Source organism: Cupriavidus sp. 10L45 (genome assembly GCF_056395225.1).
On record NZ_JBFTJC010000013.1, the window covers coordinates 75,757 to 91,572 of the forward strand.

17 protein-coding genes and 1 other RNA gene are annotated in these 15,816 nt (G+C 65.0%); 14 read left to right on the plus strand and 4 right to left on the minus strand.

Annotation, left to right across the window (positions count from 1 at the left end):
* The first annotated feature begins 9 nt into the window (after positions 1-9).
* Genes AC1DFU_RS21990 through AC1DFU_RS22000 form a run of 3 tightly spaced genes read left to right on the plus strand, consistent with a single transcriptional unit; the run spans position 10 to position 2,163 of the window.
* Positions 10-738 carry an amino acid ABC transporter permease gene (locus tag AC1DFU_RS21990; protein ID WP_092291865.1) on the plus strand — a complete coding sequence of 243 codons (729 nt, stop codon included), beginning with the start codon at positions 10-12 and terminating at the stop codon, positions 736-738.
* Positions 739-748: 10 nt separating this feature from the next.
* Entirely contained in the window at positions 749-1,432 is a 684-nt protein-coding gene (gene gltK, locus AC1DFU_RS21995) for a glutamate/aspartate ABC transporter permease GltK (protein WP_092291867.1), read from the plus strand.
* Positions 1,429-2,163 (plus strand): amino acid ABC transporter ATP-binding protein, encoded by a 735-nt coding sequence (locus AC1DFU_RS22000; RefSeq protein WP_092291869.1) that lies wholly within the window; start codon positions 1,429-1,431, stop codon positions 2,161-2,163. Before gltK ends, AC1DFU_RS22000 begins: the two co-directional genes overlap by 4 nt.
* 87 nt (positions 2,164-2,250) lie before the next feature.
* Here the strand turns inward: AC1DFU_RS22000 and AC1DFU_RS22005 are convergent, their stop codons facing one another.
* The gene (locus AC1DFU_RS22005; protein WP_092291871.1) at positions 2,251-3,081 is read right to left on the minus strand and encodes a class II glutamine amidotransferase; all 831 of its coding nucleotides are present in this window, start codon (positions 3,079-3,081) and stop codon (positions 2,251-2,253) included.
* A gap of 130 nt (positions 3,082-3,211) precedes the next feature.
* Between AC1DFU_RS22005 and AC1DFU_RS22010 the strand changes: the two genes are divergently transcribed.
* The 5 genes from AC1DFU_RS22010 to rnpB all read left to right on the plus strand — a co-directional run bounded on the left by AC1DFU_RS22010 (position 3,212) and on the right by rnpB (position 7,790).
* Positions 3,212-4,285, plus strand: a complete 1,074-nt coding sequence (locus tag AC1DFU_RS22010) for a tartrate dehydrogenase (RefSeq protein ID WP_092291873.1) — start codon at positions 3,212-3,214, stop codon at positions 4,283-4,285.
* Positions 4,282-5,589, plus strand: a complete 1,308-nt coding sequence (locus AC1DFU_RS22015) for a glycerate kinase type-2 family protein (protein ID WP_092291875.1) — start codon at positions 4,282-4,284, stop codon at positions 5,587-5,589. Before AC1DFU_RS22010 ends, AC1DFU_RS22015 begins: the two co-directional genes overlap by 4 nt.
* A gap of 10 nt (positions 5,590-5,599) precedes the next feature.
* On the plus strand, positions 5,600-6,634 hold the full coding sequence (gene pyrC, locus AC1DFU_RS22020; protein ID WP_092291877.1) for a dihydroorotase: 1,035 nt from the start codon (positions 5,600-5,602) through the stop codon (positions 6,632-6,634).
* A 5-nt stretch (positions 6,635-6,639) separates the two neighbouring features.
* On the plus strand, positions 6,640-7,425 hold the full coding sequence (locus tag AC1DFU_RS22025) for a DUF3025 domain-containing protein (RefSeq protein WP_441591693.1): 786 nt from the start codon (positions 6,640-6,642) through the stop codon (positions 7,423-7,425).
* Positions 7,426-7,449: 24 nt separating this feature from the next.
* Positions 7,450-7,790: RNase P RNA component class A (gene rnpB / locus AC1DFU_RS22030), an RNA gene on the plus strand.
* 22 nt (positions 7,791-7,812) lie between these two features.
* On the opposite strand, the gene AC1DFU_RS22035 is transcribed toward rnpB, so the two are convergent.
* Positions 7,813-8,235 carry an OsmC family protein gene (locus tag AC1DFU_RS22035; protein ID WP_441591695.1) on the minus strand — a complete coding sequence of 141 codons (423 nt, stop codon included), beginning with the start codon at positions 8,233-8,235 and terminating at the stop codon, positions 7,813-7,815.
* A 711-nt stretch (positions 8,236-8,946) separates the two neighbouring features.
* Here AC1DFU_RS22035 and rplM point away from each other — a divergent pair.
* The 5 genes from rplM (at position 8,947) to erpA (ending at position 11,736) form a co-directional block, all read left to right on the plus strand.
* The gene (gene rplM, locus AC1DFU_RS22040; protein ID WP_092291883.1) at positions 8,947-9,375 is read left to right on the plus strand and encodes a 50S ribosomal protein L13; all 429 of its coding nucleotides are present in this window, start codon (positions 8,947-8,949) and stop codon (positions 9,373-9,375) included.
* Positions 9,376-9,387: 12 nt separating this feature from the next.
* Entirely contained in the window at positions 9,388-9,780 is a 393-nt protein-coding gene (gene rpsI / locus AC1DFU_RS22045) for a 30S ribosomal protein S9 (RefSeq protein WP_092291885.1), read from the plus strand.
* Positions 9,781-9,982: 202 nt separating this feature from the next.
* On the plus strand, positions 9,983-10,738 hold the full coding sequence (locus AC1DFU_RS22050; RefSeq protein ID WP_441591697.1) for a DUF6776 family protein: 756 nt from the start codon (positions 9,983-9,985) through the stop codon (positions 10,736-10,738).
* Positions 10,739-10,760: 22 nt separating this feature from the next.
* Positions 10,761-11,255: a bactofilin family protein gene (locus AC1DFU_RS22055; RefSeq protein WP_092291889.1), complete on the plus strand. Its 495-nt coding sequence runs from the start codon at positions 10,761-10,763 to the stop codon at positions 11,253-11,255.
* 112 nt (positions 11,256-11,367) lie between these two features.
* On the plus strand, positions 11,368-11,736 hold the full coding sequence (gene erpA, locus AC1DFU_RS22060) for an iron-sulfur cluster insertion protein ErpA (protein ID WP_092291891.1): 369 nt from the start codon (positions 11,368-11,370) through the stop codon (positions 11,734-11,736).
* Positions 11,737-11,816: 80 nt separating this feature from the next.
* Here the strand turns inward: erpA and AC1DFU_RS22065 are convergent, their stop codons facing one another.
* The gene (locus AC1DFU_RS22065) at positions 11,817-12,959 is read right to left on the minus strand and encodes an anhydro-N-acetylmuramic acid kinase (RefSeq protein WP_441591699.1); all 1,143 of its coding nucleotides are present in this window, start codon (positions 12,957-12,959) and stop codon (positions 11,817-11,819) included.
* 2 nt (positions 12,960-12,961) lie between these two features.
* Positions 12,962-14,356 carry a M23 family metallopeptidase gene (locus tag AC1DFU_RS22070; RefSeq protein WP_092291895.1) on the minus strand — a complete coding sequence of 465 codons (1,395 nt, stop codon included), beginning with the start codon at positions 14,354-14,356 and terminating at the stop codon, positions 12,962-12,964.
* A 215-nt stretch (positions 14,357-14,571) separates the two neighbouring features.
* Between AC1DFU_RS22070 and tyrS the strand changes: the two genes are divergently transcribed.
* Positions 14,572-15,813, plus strand: coding sequence for a tyrosine--tRNA ligase (tyrS, locus tag AC1DFU_RS22075; protein ID WP_092291897.1), 1,242 nt, complete (start codon positions 14,572-14,574; stop codon positions 15,811-15,813).
* Positions 15,814-15,816 lie beyond the last annotated feature (3 nt).

The following is a 15,816-nucleotide window of genomic DNA, read 5'->3' on the forward strand; positions in this document are numbered from 1 at the left end:
GGACGCACTATGGATTACATTTTTCACTGGGGAGTGTTCCTCGAGCAGGCCGCGCAGAACGAGACGTACCTGGACTGGATGATTTCCGGTCTCAAGGTGACGATCGCGCTGGGCCTGACCTCGTGGGCCATCGCACTCGTCATCGGCTCGGTGCTCGGCGTGCTGCGCACGGTGCCGAACAAGCTGCTGTCGGGTATTGCCGCGACGTATGTCGAGATTTTCCGGAACATTCCGCTGCTGGTGCAGCTGTTCATCTGGTATTTCGTGATTCCCGAGCTGCTGCCGTTCGGCGACGCGATCAAGCAGATGAACCCGTTCACCCAGCAGTTCCTGGCCGCCATGCTCTGCCTGGGCACGTTTACCGCCGCCCGGGTTTGCGAACAGGTGCGCTCGGGTATCAACTCGCTGCCGCCGGGTCAGCGCAACGCCGGCCTGGCGATGGGCTTCACGCTCGCGCAGACTTACCGCTTCGTGCTGTTGCCGATGTCCTTCCGTGTCATCGTGCCGCCGCTCACCTCCGAATTCCTGAACATCTTCAAGAACTCGGCGGTGGCGTCCACGATCGGCCTGCTGGAACTCGCCGCGCAGGGCCGCCAGCTGGTGGATTACACGGCGCGTCCATATGAATCGTTCATTGCGGTCACGGTGATGTACATGCTGATCAATCTGACGGTCATGCTGATCATGCGCTGGGTGGAACGCCGGACCCGGGTGCCGGGCTTCATCGGCGGCAAGTAAAGGGGCGCACATGGCATACGAATTCGACTTTAGTTCCATCAACCACGAAACGCTGGACGTGCTGTGGGAAGGCATGACGGTGTCGCTCAAGATCACCGTGACCGCGGTGGTGGTGGGCATTGTCTGGGGCACCATCCTTGCGATGATGCGCCTGTCTTCCTTCAAGGCGCTGAACTGGTTTGCGCAGGGGTACGTGACCATCTTCCGCTCCATCCCGCTGGTGATGGTGCTGTTGTGGTTCTTCCTGATCATCCCGCAGCTGCTGCAGAAGGTGTTCAACCTGTCGCCCGCGGCCGATTTGCGGATGACCTCGGCGCTCATCGCGTTCGCGCTGTTCGAGGCCGCGTACTACTCCGAAATCATCCGGGCCGGTATCCAGAGCGTGTCGCGCGGACAGATGTTCGCCGCGCAGGCGCTGGGCATGACCTACGGCCAGACCATGCGGCTGGTGATCCTGCCGCAGGCGTTCCGCAACATGGTGCCGCTGCTGCTGACGCAGGGCATCATCCTGTTCCAGGATACGTCGCTGGTCTACGTGAGCGCGCTGGCTGACTTCTTCGGCCAGGCCTACGGCATTGGCGAGCGCGACGGGCGCATCGTCGAAATGCTGCTGTTCGCGGGCTTCGTGTACTTCGTTATCTGCTTCTCCGCTTCGCTGCTGGTCAAGCGTTATCAGAAAAAGGTGGCTGTATGATCGAAATTAATAACGTTTCCAAGTGGTACGGCACGTTCCAGGTGCTGACGGACTGCACCACCAAGGTTGCCAAGGGCGAAGTGGTGGTAGTGTGCGGCCCGTCCGGTTCGGGCAAGTCCACGCTGATCAAGACCGTGAACGCGCTGGAGCCGTTCCAGAAGGGCGACATCCTGGTCGACGGTACTTCGGTGGGTAACGCCAAGACCAACCTGCCGAAGCTGCGCTCGCGCGTGGGCATGGTGTTCCAGAACTTCGAACTGTTCCCGCACCTGTCGATCACCGAGAACCTGACCATCGCCCAGATGAAGGTGCTCGGCCGCTCGAAGGACGAGGCGATGGCCAAGGGCCTGAAGTACCTGGAGCGCGTGGGCCTGAAGAACCAGGCGGCCAAGTTCCCCGGCCAGCTGTCCGGCGGCCAGCAGCAGCGCGTGGCGATTGCCCGCGCACTGTCGATGGACCCGATCTGCATGCTGTTCGACGAGCCGACCTCGGCGCTTGACCCGGAAATGGTCAACGAGGTGCTGGACGTGATGGTGCAGCTGGCTCAGGAAGGCATGACCATGATGTGCGTGACCCACGAAATGGGCTTCGCACGCAAGGTGGCCAACCGCGTGATCTTCATGGACGCCGGCAAGATCGTCGAGGACTGCCCGAAGGAAGAGTTCTTCGGCGACATCGCTGCCCGCTCGGAGCGCGCCCGCCAGTTCCTGTCGAAGATCCTGCAGCACTAATTGGTGTAGCAGGTCGTCGGACCCCCTCTCCCGTCGGGAGAGGGGCGCAGCATCCCTCCCGCTTTACCCTCCCCAAAGCCTAAAGCCTCAAGTACACGCCGTATTGGCCGCGTTCTTCGCCTGCACCTCGGGCGGGATCGGCACGGTCAGCGTCATCGTCGGCAGGCCATGTTCGAACATGATCAGCTCGCCCGGCATGAAGCGCGTCCACGTCTCGTTGTCGGTCAGCGGCGCGGTGGCGATCACGGCCACGCGGTCGTCGGGTGTGGTCACCTGGGCGAAATCGATCGACAGGTCGGCATCGATCAGATGCGCCTTCGAGAACGGCCACTGCCGCACGATGTAGTACAGATGCGTCGAGCAGTGCGCGAACAGCGCCTGGCCATTGCATAGTAGAAAGTTGAAAACGCCATGCAGCGTGATGTCGCGCGTGATGTCCGCCAGCGCGTGGCCCAGCTCGTTCAGCGGCGGCTGGGAGCCCGGGAACCGCTTGCGCAGCCCCTGCATCAGCGTGCAGAACGCGAGTTCGCTGTCGGTATCGCCCACCGGCTGGTACACGCCGGACAGGAACGGCGAGAAGCCCTTCAGGTCGCCGTTATGGGCGAAGATCCAGTGCCGGCCCCAGAGTTCGCGCATGAACGGATGGCAGTTCTCGAGCAGCACCGTGCCCTGCGTCGCCTTGCGGATATGGGAAATGACGTTTTTCGACTTGATCGGATAACGCTTGATCAGCTCCGCCACCGGCGAGGTGCCGGCGGACTGGTTGTCGATGAACAGCCGGCAGGCCTTGTCCTCGAAGAATGCCACGCCGAAACCATCGGCATGGTGGTCGGTTACGCCGCCACGGGCGGCAAAGCCCGTGAAGGAGAACGTCACGTCGGTTGGCGTGGCGCAGTTCATGCCTAGCAGCTGGCACATGGGGGCACCGGTGCGGCAAGGGGCTGCCGCTTTGCAATAGAATGCAGACATTATCCCGCGCGTGCGGGACGCTGCCAAGCGCGGCGCCCGGGCGCCCCCCCTGCTGTTCAGCCCCAGCCCCTTCCCAGCCATGAGTCAATACAAGATCGCTGTCATTCCCGGAGACGGAATCGGAACGGAAGTGATGCCCGAAGGCATCCGTGCCATGGACGCCGCCGCGCGCCGCTTCGGCATCGACTTCCAGTGGGACCACTTCGACTTCTCCAGCTACGACTACTACGCCCGCCACGGCAAGATGCTGCCGGACGACTGGTTCGACACGCTGGTCAAGTACGACGCCATCTACTTCGGCGCCGTGGGCTGGCCCGAGAAAATCCCGGACCACGTGTCCCTGTGGGGCTCGCTGCTCCAGTTCCGCCGCTCGTTCGACCAGTACGTGAACCTGCGCCCGGTGCGCCTGATGCCCGGCATCAAGAGCCCGCTGGCCGGCCGCCAGCCTGGCGATATCGACTTCTACGTGGTGCGCGAGAACACCGAGGGCGAGTATTCGAGCATCGGCGGGCGCATGTTCCCGGGCACCGAGCGCGAAATCGTGGTCCAGGAGACCGTGATGAGCCGCGTCGGCGTGGACCGCATCCTGAAATTCGCGTTCGAGCTGGCCCAGAAAAGGCCCAAGCAGCACCTGACCTCGGCCACCAAGTCGAACGGCATCTCCATCACCATGCCGTACTGGGACGAGCGCGTGGAGGCCATGGCGGCCAATTACCCGGGCCTGAAGGTGGACAAGTACCACATCGACATCCTGACTGCGCACTTCGTGCAGCATCCGGACTGGTTCGACGTGGTCGTGGCCAGCAACCTGTTCGGCGATATCCTGTCCGACCTCGGCCCGGCCTGCACGGGCACGATCGGCGTGGCCCCGTCGGGCAATATCAACCCGGACAAGACCTATCCGAGCCTGTTCGAGCCCGTGCACGGCTCGGCGCCGGACATCGCCGGGCGCGGCGTGGCCAACCCGATCGGCCAGATCTGGTGCGGCGCGATGATGCTGGAGCACCTCGGCCATGCCGATGCGGGCGCCGCCGTGCTGGCCGCCATCGAGAAGGTGCTGGCCGCCGGGCCGGGCCACGCGCCGCTGACGCGGGATATTGGCGGCACCGCCGGAACGGCCGACCTGGGTCGTGCGATTGCGGAGGCGCTGTGAATACCGCTAATTCCCATATTGACCCCCGCACGCTGCTGCTGGAGAGCTTCCGGGCCGCCGTGGCCGCAGCTGACCCGCTCGAGATCGTCGCCGCCCACCTGCCGCCGCCCCATGCCGGCGGCCGCACGCTCGTGGTCGGGGCGGGGAAGGCCGCCGCATCGATGGCGCTGGCCGTGGAGCGCGCCTACGCGGGCCGCGCCACGCTCGACGGCATCGTTGTCACCCGCTACGCGCACGGCCTGCCGACCGACCATATCCGCGTGATCGAGGCCGGCCATCCCGTGCCCGACGAGGCCGGCGAACAGGCCGCGGCGGACATCCTCGCCCGCGTGCAGGCGCTCGGGCCGGAAGACCGGCTGATCGTCCTGGTGTCTGGCGGCGGGTCGAGCCTGCTGTCGCTGCCGGCCGAAGGCATCGCCATGGCAGACCTCAAGGCCACCACGCGCGAACTGCTCCGATGTGGCGCACCGATCACAGAAATGAATATCGTGCGCAAGCACCTGTCGCGCATCCAGGGCGGCCGGCTGGCGCAGGCGAGCAAGGCGCCCGTGACCACGCTGATCGTCTCGGATGTGGCCGGCGATGATCCCAGCGCGATTGCATCCGGCCCCACCGTGGCCGATCCGAGTACGTATGCCGATGCGCTGGCCATCCTGCAACGCTACGGCGCGAAGGTGCCGGCCCCGGTGCAATCCCACCTGGAACGCGGCGCGCGGGGCGAGATCGACGAGACGCCCAAGCCGGGTGATCCGTTGTTCACCCGGGTCGAGAATCACATGATCGCCACCGCGCACGGCAGCCTGGAAGCCGCCGCCGCGCTGTTCCGCAAACAGGGCATCCAGCCCGTGGTGCTGGGTGACACCGTGACCGGCGAAGCCCAGGAAGTCGCGCGGGTCTATGCCGCGCTGGTGCGCGAGATTCGCGCGTACAATGCGCCGTTCGCCGCGCCGGTGGCGCTGATTTCCGGTGGCGAATGCACGGTGACGCTGCCCGCGAGCGGTGCCGAGCGGGCCCGGGGCGGCCGTTGCTCGGAGTTCCTGCTGTCGCTGGTGATCGAGCTGGGCGGGGCGGACAATATCCATGCGATCGCCGCCGATACGGACGGCATCGACGGCTCCGAGGACAACGCCGGCGCCGTGTGCTGCCCCGATTCGCTCAAGCGCGCCGAGGCCGCCGGCGTCTCCGCCCGCCAGCAACTCGATGCGCACGATGCCTGGGGTTTCTTCGATGCCATCGGCGACCTGGTCCAGACCGGCCCCACGCGCACCAACGTGAACGATTACCGCGCCATCCTGATTCTTTGAATTTCCAGCTATGACCCAGACGCTCACCATCACCCGCCCGGACGACTGGCACCTGCACCTGCGCGACGGCGCGGCGCTGGCTGCCGTGCTGCCGGACACCGCGCGCCAGTTCGGCCGCGCGATCATCATGCCGAACCTGAAGCCGCCCGTGACCACGGTGGAGCAGGCTGCCGCCTACCGCGCGCGCATCCTGGCCGCGCTGCCGTCCGGCATGGCGTTCGAGCCGCTGATGACGCTGTACCTGACCGACAACTTGCCCGCCGAGGAAATCGTCGCCGCCAAGGCGAGCGGCTTCATCCACGCGGTGAAGCTGTACCCGGCCGGCGCCACCACCAACAGCGACGCCGGCGTGACTGATATCCGCCGCTGCGCCGCCACGCTGGAAGCCATGCAGCGCGCCGGCCTGCCGCTGCTGGTGCACGGCGAAGTGACCGATGGCGACATCGACATCTTCGACCGCGAAGCCGTGTTCATCGACCGCGTGATGCGGCCGCTGCGCAAGGATTTCCCGGAGCTGAAGGTGGTCTTCGAGCACATCACCACCAAGGACGCGGCCCAGTACGTGGCCGAGGCCGAAGGCCCGGTCGGGGCGACGATCACCGCGCACCACCTGCTGTACAACCGCAATGCGATCTTCACCGGCGGCATCCGCCCGCATTACTACTGCCTGCCGGTACTCAAGCGCGAGACCCATCGCGAGGCGCTGGTCAAGGCGGCCACGTCCGGCAGCGCGCGGTTCTTCCTCGGCACGGACAGCGCGCCGCATGCACGCGGCCTGAAGGAACACGCCTGCGGCTGCGCGGGCTGCTACACGGCACTGCATGCGATGGAGCTGTACGCCGAAGCGTTCGATACTGCCGGGGCGCTCGACAAGCTGGAAGGCTTCGCCAGCTTCCACGGCCCGGCGTTCTACGGCCTGCCGCGTAACACCGGCACGCTCACGCTGTCGCGCGAAGACTGGGAGTTGCCGGCTGAACTGCCGTATGGCGACACCACGCTGGTGCCGCTGCGCGCCGGCGAGACCCTGCGCTGGAAGGCGCAATAAGCGACTTGCCTGGCATCGACTGGACGCGGCCGTGGTTCCGGCCATTCGCCGCGTCCGGGGTCGCGCTCTCCGCCGCCGCGCTTTCCGCCGCCGATCTGCGCGCGGCGCTCGACGAACAAGCCGTAGCCGCCGGGCTGGCGAACGCCAACGACCAGCCACTGTGCTTCGTCCCCCAGTCTGACCTCCCCGATGGGGTGGCCTATGAGGCGCATATCCACGCCACCGGCCACGTTCCCACGCGCGACAACCTCCACGACGCGTTCAACGCGCTGATCTGGCTCCATTTCCCCGCGACCAAGGCCGTGCTGAACCGGCTCCAGGCCGAGGCCATCGCCCGTGATGGCGTGCTGCCCGTGCGCGGCGGCCTGCGCGATGCCGCGACGCTATTCGACGAAAACGCGGTGATCTTCCTGACCGAGGACACCCGGCTGGCCCAGGCGCTGCAAGGGTTTGCGTGGCACACGCTGTTCGTGGCGGCGCGCGCCGCATGGGGCAGCGCCTGCACGGTCATCCCGTTCGGCCACGCCTTGCTGGAGAAGCTGGTGCAGCCCTACAAGTCGATCACGGCCCACGCATGGTGGCTGCCGATGCCGCCCGGCACGCCGCGCGCGGTCATCGACCGGAAGTTGGCCGAATCGCTGGCCGAGGCAGCCGGGCAGGGCACGCTGCGCGGCGGCCGCTGCTTCGCGCCGCTGCCGGTGCTGGGCATTCCAGGCTGGTGCGATGAGAACGATGCGCCGTCGTTCTACGACGACACGGCCGTGTTCCGCCCCGGGCGCCAGATCCGCTGAGTTCGGTGGTAGACTGCGGGCCGCAAAGCAGGCCAGACAATCGCTGCTTGTCTCGCAAGGGGCAAGGGGAGGAAAGTCCGGACTCCACAGGGCAGGGTGTTGGCTAACAGCCATCCACGGTAACGTGCGGAATAGGGCCACAGAGACGAGTCTTGCCGCCGGGTTCGCCTGGCGGGAAGGGTGAAACGCGGTAACCTCCACCCGGAGCAATCCCAAATAGGCAGACGATGAGGCGGCCCGCTGAGTCTGCGGGTAGGGAGCTGGAGCCGGCCGGTAACGGTCGGCCTAGAGGAATGGTTGTCACGCGCAGCGCGCCGCAAGGCGGGCCGCGCGCACAGAATCCGGCTTATCGGCCTGCTTTGCTCTCTCTTCCTGACGTCAGGGCGTTCAGCCCTCGACGATTTCCATCGTGTGCGTGATCTCGGCGGTCTTGGCCAGCATGATCGAGGCCGAGCAGTACTTGTCGTGCGACAGCGTGATCGCGCGCTCCACCGTGGTCGGGTTCAGGTTGCGGCCCGTCACCGTGAAGTGGAAGTTGATGCGCATGAAGACCTTCGGGTCCTCGTTGGCGCGCTCGGCTTCGAGCTTTACCGTGCAGCCGCGCACGTCCTGGCGGCCACGCTTGAGGATCAGCACCACGTCATAGGCCGTGCAGCCGCCGGTGCCGAGCAGCACCATCTCCATGGGACGCGGCGCCAGGTTGTTGCCACCGCCATCGGGCGCGCCGTCCATCGCCACGATATGGCCGCTGCCGGTCTGGGCCACGAAGCTCATGCCTTCCGGGCCCATCCATGTCACTTTGCATTCCATTTTGTTCGTTCCTGGGTTTACGAATGTGTTTTCGCGCTCACGTCCGCGCAATCACGAATCTTGCATTTCGTCAGTATATGGCATCGGCGGATCGTGCCCGAGGCGAGGGATTTCCCTTGGGATTCTGAGGGAATCCTCTATTGTGGCGCCGATGACTCAGCATCACATCGAGGGTAAGTCTTTGATTTTTAAGAAAGACAAACATTTGCAAGAGGCTACTAAAGCATTGCGCAATGTGCAATGCGATTTCGCACTGCAAATTTTCTTGCGTTGCGACGGCCGCTATGTATAATTCAGTTCATTGAACGACGGCGCATCTGGCGCGCCAGAGTGCGAAAGCGAAAGCCCTCCGCACCGCCCGCCGCCCCGTCGATCTACCAGTGTCTCCTCCACCCTCCTCCTTTGGTGGATTCAAACCCAAGTCCAAACCGACTTGGGTTTTTTTTCGTCCACTTTCGTCCACTTTCGTCCACATTTCGCCCCCGGCTTCCATGTGATGCAGGGGGCTTGACGAAAAGCCACGACTTTGCTTGTGCGCCATCGCATTCCCCGAGTATAATCGCAGGCTTTTCCGGTCATTGCCCCCGGAAAAGGAATCAGGGAGAGCCTGCAAACACAAGCAGGAAGGTCAGGTCCCAAGGGCCGGCCGAACGACAGGACGCTAAAACGGCGACCGTCACATCGGGCAGTATTCAATAGTCAGGAAAAATCATGAAGACCTTTTCCGCCAAGCCTCATGAGGTAAAGCGCGACTGGTACGTGATTGACGCGACGGACAAGGTCCTCGGCCGTGTTGCCAGCGAAGTGGCACGCCGACTGCGCGGCAAGCACAAGCCGGAATTCACTCCGCACGTCGACACGGGCGATTACATCGTCATCGTCAACGCAGCCAAGCTGCGTGTCACGGGTACCAAGGAAACGGACAAGAAGTACTATCGCCATTCGGGTTACCCGGGCGGTATCTACGAAACGACGTTCGGCAAGATGCAGCAGCGTTTCCCGGGCCGCGCCCTGGAAAAAGCTGTCAAGGGCATGCTGCCGAAGGGTCCGCTGGGCTATGCAATGATCAAGAAGCTGAAGGTTTACGCCGAAGCCGATCATCCGCATGAGGCACAGCAACCCAAGACGCTCGACATCTAAGGAGGCCAATCCATGATCGGTAACTGGAATTACGGTACTGGCCGCCGCAAGAGCGCTGTGGCTCGTGTCTTCATCAAGTCGGGCAAGGGTGAAATCGTCGTCAACGGCAAGCCCATCAACGAGTACTTCGCTCGCGAAACCTCGCTGATGATCGTGCGTCAGCCGCTGGAACTGACCACCCACGCCGAAACGTTCGACATCAAGGTCAACGTGACCGGCGGTGGCGAAACGGGCCAGGCTGGCGCAGTGCGCCACGGCATCACCCGCGCCCTGATCGACTACGACGCCACGCTGAAGCCGACGCTGTCGAAGGCTGGTTTCGTCACGCGCGATGCACGTGAAGTGGAACGTAAGAAGGTCGGTCTGCACAAGGCACGTCGCCGGAAGCAGTTCTCGAAGCGCTGATGCGCTTTCGCAGGTCCGCTCTGGCGGATCTGTCGAATCCGGAAAAACCGCACGCTCTGTCGTGCGGTTTTTTTTCGTCTGCGTGGTGCAGAAATCACCACTTTTCTGGCGAAGGTGTCTCAGATGTCATACATTGATCGGCACAATGGCGGCTCGGAGATACAATCACGGGCCTGCGAATGAGAGGACGAACGATGGTGTCATGGGCCTGAAGTACCGGCCACTGCGACCGCGCCGGGGATTGCGCGCTTCGCGGGCCGTGATTCGTGTGCATCGGCCGTGGCGTGTGTGGATCTGGGCGCTGGTGCTGGCGATCGGGCTTGGACTCGCCGTGCTCTGGGCCATCGATGCCGGCCATGCCATGCGTCAACCTGCCGCGCCAACGGATACGGCACTCGTGGCGGCCAATGCCGGGTTGCGTGTGCAACTGGCCGAGGTGACCGCCGAGCGCGACCAACTGCTTACCAGCGCGAACACCCCGGAGGCCCGTCTCGAGATGGCCCGCGCCGAGCGCGAGCGTCTGGTGCAGCAACTGAAGTCGGCAGAGGCCGAGGTAAGCCAGCTCAAGGAAGACCTTGGGTTCTTCGAGGCGCTGCTGCCGGCCACCGGCGATACGTCTGGCATCCACGTGCGCAGTTTCCGCGTGGTCATCGACGAAGCACAGCCCCAGGCCGTGCACTATCGCCTGCTCGTGATGCAGGGCGGTTCGAAGGCATTTGTCGAGCAGCCCGAATTCAAAGGTGATCTACAATTCACAATTTCAGCAGTCCGGGCTGGGCAGCCGTTAACCATGACACTGCCGAATCCGAAAGAGGCGCCGTTACCGGCGGTGCGCCTCACGCATTACCAGCGTATCGAGGGCGACCTGGCGATTCCCAAGGGCGCCGAGGTACGTGCCGTATCGGTCCGTATCGTGCAGAACGGACAGGTCCGCGCGGCGCAGTCGGCAACGCCGTAGGACCCGAACAAGGAGAGGGATCATGTTGTTTTCGAAGAAGAAAGGCCTGTCGATCGACACCCTGATCGGCCAGGACGCCACCATCGAGGGCGATGTCACGTTCGCGGGCGGCCTGCGCCTGGATGGCCGCGTGCGCGGCAACGTGCTGGCATCGGACGCGCAGCGCAGCATGCTCGTCATCAGCGAGAAGGGCGCAGTCGAGGGCGAAGTGCGCGTCGGGCACCTGATCCTCAACGGCACTGTGACCGGCCCGGTGAGCGCCAGCGAACTGCTCGAACTGCAGCCCCATGCGCGCGTCTACGGCGAAGTGCACTATGCAGCGCTGGAAATGCACCAGGGCGCCATCGTCGAAGGCCGTCTCGTGCCAATCGGGCAGGGTGAGGTGCGCGCCTTGCCGAACCATGTACCGGCCGCCGAGGTCAATCAAGAGACGCCAGTGGAATCGAACACGTCCGAAACCGAGGCCGAAGAGGTGTCGGCCAAGGCCACACCCGAGAACGCAGGCGCCGCGGCCTGATTGTTTGTCGATGGATGTGACGTGAACGCCTAGAAGCCCTTGAAATTTAATGGGTTCGGCACGATTTCGAAGTAGCGCTTAGAATACGGCGTATCTAAATAGGAGAATCCCCATGAACGCAGTCGCTGAGGCACCCGTAACCGAGGACGTGCCGGCACCGTTCGTCTTTACCGACAGCGCCGCCGACAAGGTCAAGCAGTTGATCGAGGAAGAGGGCAATGCCGAGCTGAAGCTGCGCGTATTCGTGCAGGGCGGCGGCTGCTCTGGCTTCCAGTACGGCTTCACGTTTGACGAAGACGTCAACGAAGACGACACCACGATGGTCAAGAACGGCGTGATGCTGCTGATCGACTCGATGAGCTACCAGTACCTGGTGGGCGCCGAGATCGACTACAAGGAAGACATCAACGGCGCGCAGTTCGTGATCAAGAACCCGAATGCCTCGACCACTTGCGGTTGCGGCTCGTCGTTCTCGGCCTGATCCCGGTTTCGGTCGATAAAAAAGCGCACTTCGGTGCGCTTTTTTGTTGCCTGTCGATTCCTGGCAATCAACGCGCGACCTCAACGCGGATAGATCGCCCCAAGCACGCGCGGGCCGGCCGCGCCGGTAACCGTGGGCACGTTGCCGGGCGCGCGCCGCACGCATTGCCGCGCCAGCCAGGCGAAGGCGAGTGCCTCCACCTCCAGGACCGGTACGCCGAAATCATCGGTCGTCTGCACGGCCACGCCCGGAAGCAGCCGCGCGAGTTCAGCCATCACATAGCCATTGCGGGCGCCGCCGCCGCAGACGATGAGCCGGCGCGCATCGGCGGCATGCGTCTGCACGTCGCGCGCGATGGCGGTGGCCGTCAGCGTCGCCAGCGTGGCCTGCACGTCGGCGGCGGGCGGCTGCCGGGCGCCGCGCGTGGCCAGCAGCGCCTGCAGCCAGCCCGGGTGGAACAGATCGCGCCCGGTGCTCTTGGGCGGCGGCGCGCTGAAATAGGGCTCGGTCAGGCACTGCGCCAGCAGCGCCGCATCCACCGTGCCGCTCGCGGCCCAGGCGCCATTGTCGTCGTAGGGCAGGCCGCGATGGCGGTGGATCCAGTCGTCGAGCAGCGCGTTGCCGGGGCCGCAGTCGAACCCGGTGACCGGGCGACCGCTGGCCGTTTCCGGCAGGATGCTGATATTGGAGATGCCGCCGATGTTGCAGACCACGCGGGTCTCGTCCGGCGCGCCGAACAGCGCCGCGTGCACAGCGGGCACGAGGGGCGCGCCCTGGCCGCCGGCCGCCACGTCGCGGCTGCGGAAGTCGGCGATCACGTCGATGCCGGTCAACTCGGCCAGCAGCGCCGGATGCTGACTCTGCCGCGTGTAGCCGGTGCCGTCATAAAGACCGGGGCGATGGCGGATGGTCTGGCCGTGCGCGCCGATGGCCGCGACCGATGCCGGGCGGGCATCGGCGAGCCGCAGCAGCGTCGCCACGCACTCGGCATAGACGCTGGCGAGCGCGTTGGCGGCCAGCGCCTCGCGATGGATCTCATCGTCGCCCGGCTGCTGCAAGGCGCCGAACGCCTCGCGCAACGGCTGGGGAAAGGGGGTGTGCGCCGCCGCCAGCACGACGGGGTGCGCGCCGGAAAAATCGACGAGCACGCCATCCGCGCCATCCATGCTGGTGCCCGACATCAGGCCGATAAATCGCTCGCTGCTTGCCGGGGGCACGGACATGGTCAGTTGCTGGCGGTCAGGACGTTGTAGGTGCGCAGCATGTTGATGCGGCTCAACATCGCGCTGGTATAGGTCAGGAACTGCGTGCGCGACTTGCCGGTCAGCGCCGGCGCTTCCATCAGGGTGATGGTGAGCGGGTTCTGCGGCACGTCGTTGAAGCGGAATTCGTAGTGCAGGTGCGGCCCGGTGGCCCAGCCGGTGGCGCCGACATAGCCGATCACCTGGCCCTGGCTCACGTGCTGGCCCTGGCGCAGCCCGGCAAAGCCGGACAGGTGGGCGTAGTACGTCGAGTACCCGCCCGCGTGCTGGAGCACCACGATGTTGCCGTAGCCGTTCTGCTGGCCGACGAAGTCCACCGTGGCATCGCCGGTGGCGATGACCTTGGTGCCCTGCGGCGCGGCGAAGTCCACACCCTTGTGCTGCGCCCACTGGTGGTGGAGCGGATGGTCACGCCCGCCGAAGCCCGACGATACGCGCGAGAACTCCACCGGCGAACGCAGGAACGGCCGCTTCATGGTGCGACCGTCGAACGTGTAGTAGGCGCCGGCTTCACCTTCTTCCGGGGCGTACCAGAGCGCCTGATGCAATGTGTTGCGATTGATCAGCTCCACGGCCACCACGCGGCCGTTGCGCACGAAGGCGCCGTCGCGGAAACCGGCCTCGTAGACGATGCGGAAGCGGTCGCCCTTGGCGATGTCGTGGTGGAAGTCGATCACGCCCGAGAAGATCGAGATCATCTTCTGGACGATGTCGTCCGGCACGTTGGCGCTGTCCATCGACTTGAAGAAGCCGCCGGCCTCGATCCCGCCGGAAGCCATCTCGTAGTGCACGTCGTTGTCCACGGACTGGACGCGCGCCTTGTAGGTGTAGTCGCCGCCCTCGGCCTTCGGCGCCACGCGCTCGATCACGAGTTCGCGCGAGGCGGCGGCGTCGCCGCCCAGGTTGGCCTGGAGCGACACCAGCAGGTTGTGGTCGTCGATCTCGGCCTGCACGGCCTGGCCGGCGTCGAGGTTGAGCAGCCCACGCGCGGTGGCGTTCTTGAGGATGAACGCCTGGGCGTCGGGATCCTCCACGCCCAGCCGGCGCAGCAGCGTGGCCAGGGTGTCGCTGCGCTGCATGCGGTCCTCGCGCACATAGCGGCTTTCGGGATCGCTCTCGGTGAGCTGTTCGAGCTGGGTGCGCAGGTCGGGCAGGCGAATGGCCTCCTGCACCTTCGGCGCCTGGGGGTCGTCATAGGCATTGCGCGGGGCGACGCCCATCGCGGCAGCCATGCCGAGCGTGAAAACGGTGCCGACAGCAACGGTGAGTTGCTTCCGGCGCCGGGCATGCTGGGGGTTGGTCGGGTCGACAAGCACCACCAGCTCGCGCGCGAAAACTTCGCGGAGACTGGACCACATCACGTAAAATTCAACCTTGATTCCGGGCTCCGCTGCCGCGACGATGTGTCTTCGTCTGCCTTCCTCCCCCGAGGTTGCGGCGCGGGCCAATGTTTGTCAGCCGCCTACAATGGCGGTTGCCGCCGGGCTGCCCCGGCAGACGCAAAGCGCGAATTATACCAGAACGACACCGGCTGTCCGTCGGCGATTCCTTAATTATTTCAACGACTTATCTCATGTCTGAAGTGACCCCGGCCGCCGCGGCCAAATATCCACTTACGCCGTCGGTGATGCAGGCCCTGGAGATCACCAAGCGTGGCTGCGACGAGCTGTTGATCGAAGCCGAGTGGCTCCAGAAGCTCGCCCGCAGCGAGGCCACCGGGGTGCCACTCCGCATCAAGCTGGGCCTGGACCCCACCGCGCCGGACATCCACCTGGGTCACACCGTGGTGCTGAACAAGCTGCGCCAGCTCCAGGACCTTGGCCACCAGGTGATCTTCCTGATCGGCGATTTCACCTCCACGATCGGCGATCCGTCCGGCCGCAATGCCACCCGGCCGCCGCTTACCCGGGAGCAGATCGAGGCCAACGCCCAGACCTACTACCGCCAGGCCAGCCTGGTGCTCGACCCCGCCCGGACCGAAATCCGCTACAACAGCGAGTGGAGCGACCCGCTCGGCGCGCGCGGCATGATCCAGCTGGCAGCCAAGTACACCGTCGCCCGGATGATGGAGCGCGACGACTTCACCAAACGGTTCCGGTCTGGGATTCCAATTTCGGTCCATGAGTTCCTTTATCCGCTCATGCAGGGCTACGATTCCGTGGCGCTCAAGGCCGATATCGAGCTGGGCGGCACCGACCAGAAGTTCAACCTGCTGGTGGGCCGTGAGCTGCAGAAGGAATACGGCCAGGAGCCGCAGTGCATCCTGACCATGCCGCTGCTGGTGGGGCTGGACGGCGTCGAGAAGATGTCGAAGTCGAAAAACAACTACATCGGCGTGGCCGAGGCCCCGAACGACATGTTCGGCAAGCTGATGAGCATCTCGGACGACCTGATGTGGCAGTACTTCACGCTGCTGTCGTTCCGGCCGATGAGCGAGATCGACCTGATGAAGCAAGAGATCGCGCTGGGCCGCAACCCGCGCGAATGCAAGGTGGCGCTGGCGCAGGAGATCGTCACGCGCTTCCACAGCGCGGCCGATGCCGAGAAGGCGCTCGAGGACTTCAACCACCGCGCGCGCGGCGGCGTGCCGGACGACATCCCGGCGGTGACGCTGGAAGGCGCGCCGCTGGGCATCGCCCAACTGCTGAAGCAGGCCAACCTGGTGCCGTCCACCTCGGAAGCCAACCGCAATATCGAGCAGGGCGGCGTCAAGATCGACGGTTCCGTGGTCGGCGACAAGTCCACAAAGGTGGCCGCCGGCACCTATGTGGTCCAGGTGGGCAAGCGCCGCTTCGCGCGCGTGACCCTGGTGTAAGGC

Excerpts from the sequence above, each read along its gene's own strand:
- AC1DFU_RS21990 (WP_092291865.1), top strand. The coding sequence starts at position 10 with ATGGATTACATTTTTCACTGGGGAGTGTTCCTCGAGCAGGCCGCGCAG.
- AC1DFU_RS22010 (WP_092291873.1), top strand. The coding sequence starts at position 3,212 with ATGAGTCAATACAAGATCGCTGTCATTCCCGGAGACGGAATCGGAACG.
- AC1DFU_RS22050 (WP_441591697.1), top strand. The coding sequence starts at position 9,983 with ATGGGCCTGAAGTACCGGCCACTGCGACCGCGCCGGGGATTGCGCGCT.
- AC1DFU_RS22070 (WP_092291895.1), bottom strand. The coding sequence starts at position 14,356 with ATGTGGTCCAGTCTCCGCGAAGTTTTCGCGCGCGAGCTGGTGGTGCTT.
- AC1DFU_RS22035 (WP_441591695.1), bottom strand. The coding sequence starts at position 8,235 with ATGGAATGCAAAGTGACATGGATGGGCCCGGAAGGCATGAGCTTCGTG.
- AC1DFU_RS22000 (WP_092291869.1), top strand. The coding sequence starts at position 1,429 with ATGATCGAAATTAATAACGTTTCCAAGTGGTACGGCACGTTCCAGGTG.
- tyrS (WP_092291897.1), top strand. The coding sequence starts at position 14,572 with ATGTCTGAAGTGACCCCGGCCGCCGCGGCCAAATATCCACTTACGCCG.
- pyrC (WP_092291877.1), top strand. The coding sequence starts at position 5,600 with ATGACCCAGACGCTCACCATCACCCGCCCGGACGACTGGCACCTGCAC.
- AC1DFU_RS22065 (WP_441591699.1), bottom strand. The coding sequence starts at position 12,959 with ATGTCCGTGCCCCCGGCAAGCAGCGAGCGATTTATCGGCCTGATGTCG.
- erpA (WP_092291891.1), top strand. The coding sequence starts at position 11,368 with ATGAACGCAGTCGCTGAGGCACCCGTAACCGAGGACGTGCCGGCACCG.
- rpsI (WP_092291885.1), top strand. The coding sequence starts at position 9,388 with ATGATCGGTAACTGGAATTACGGTACTGGCCGCCGCAAGAGCGCTGTG.
- AC1DFU_RS22005 (WP_092291871.1), bottom strand. The coding sequence starts at position 3,081 with ATGTGCCAGCTGCTAGGCATGAACTGCGCCACGCCAACCGACGTGACG.
- gltK (WP_092291867.1), top strand. The coding sequence starts at position 749 with ATGGCATACGAATTCGACTTTAGTTCCATCAACCACGAAACGCTGGAC.
- AC1DFU_RS22055 (WP_092291889.1), top strand. The coding sequence starts at position 10,761 with ATGTTGTTTTCGAAGAAGAAAGGCCTGTCGATCGACACCCTGATCGGC.
- rplM (WP_092291883.1), top strand. The coding sequence starts at position 8,947 with ATGAAGACCTTTTCCGCCAAGCCTCATGAGGTAAAGCGCGACTGGTAC.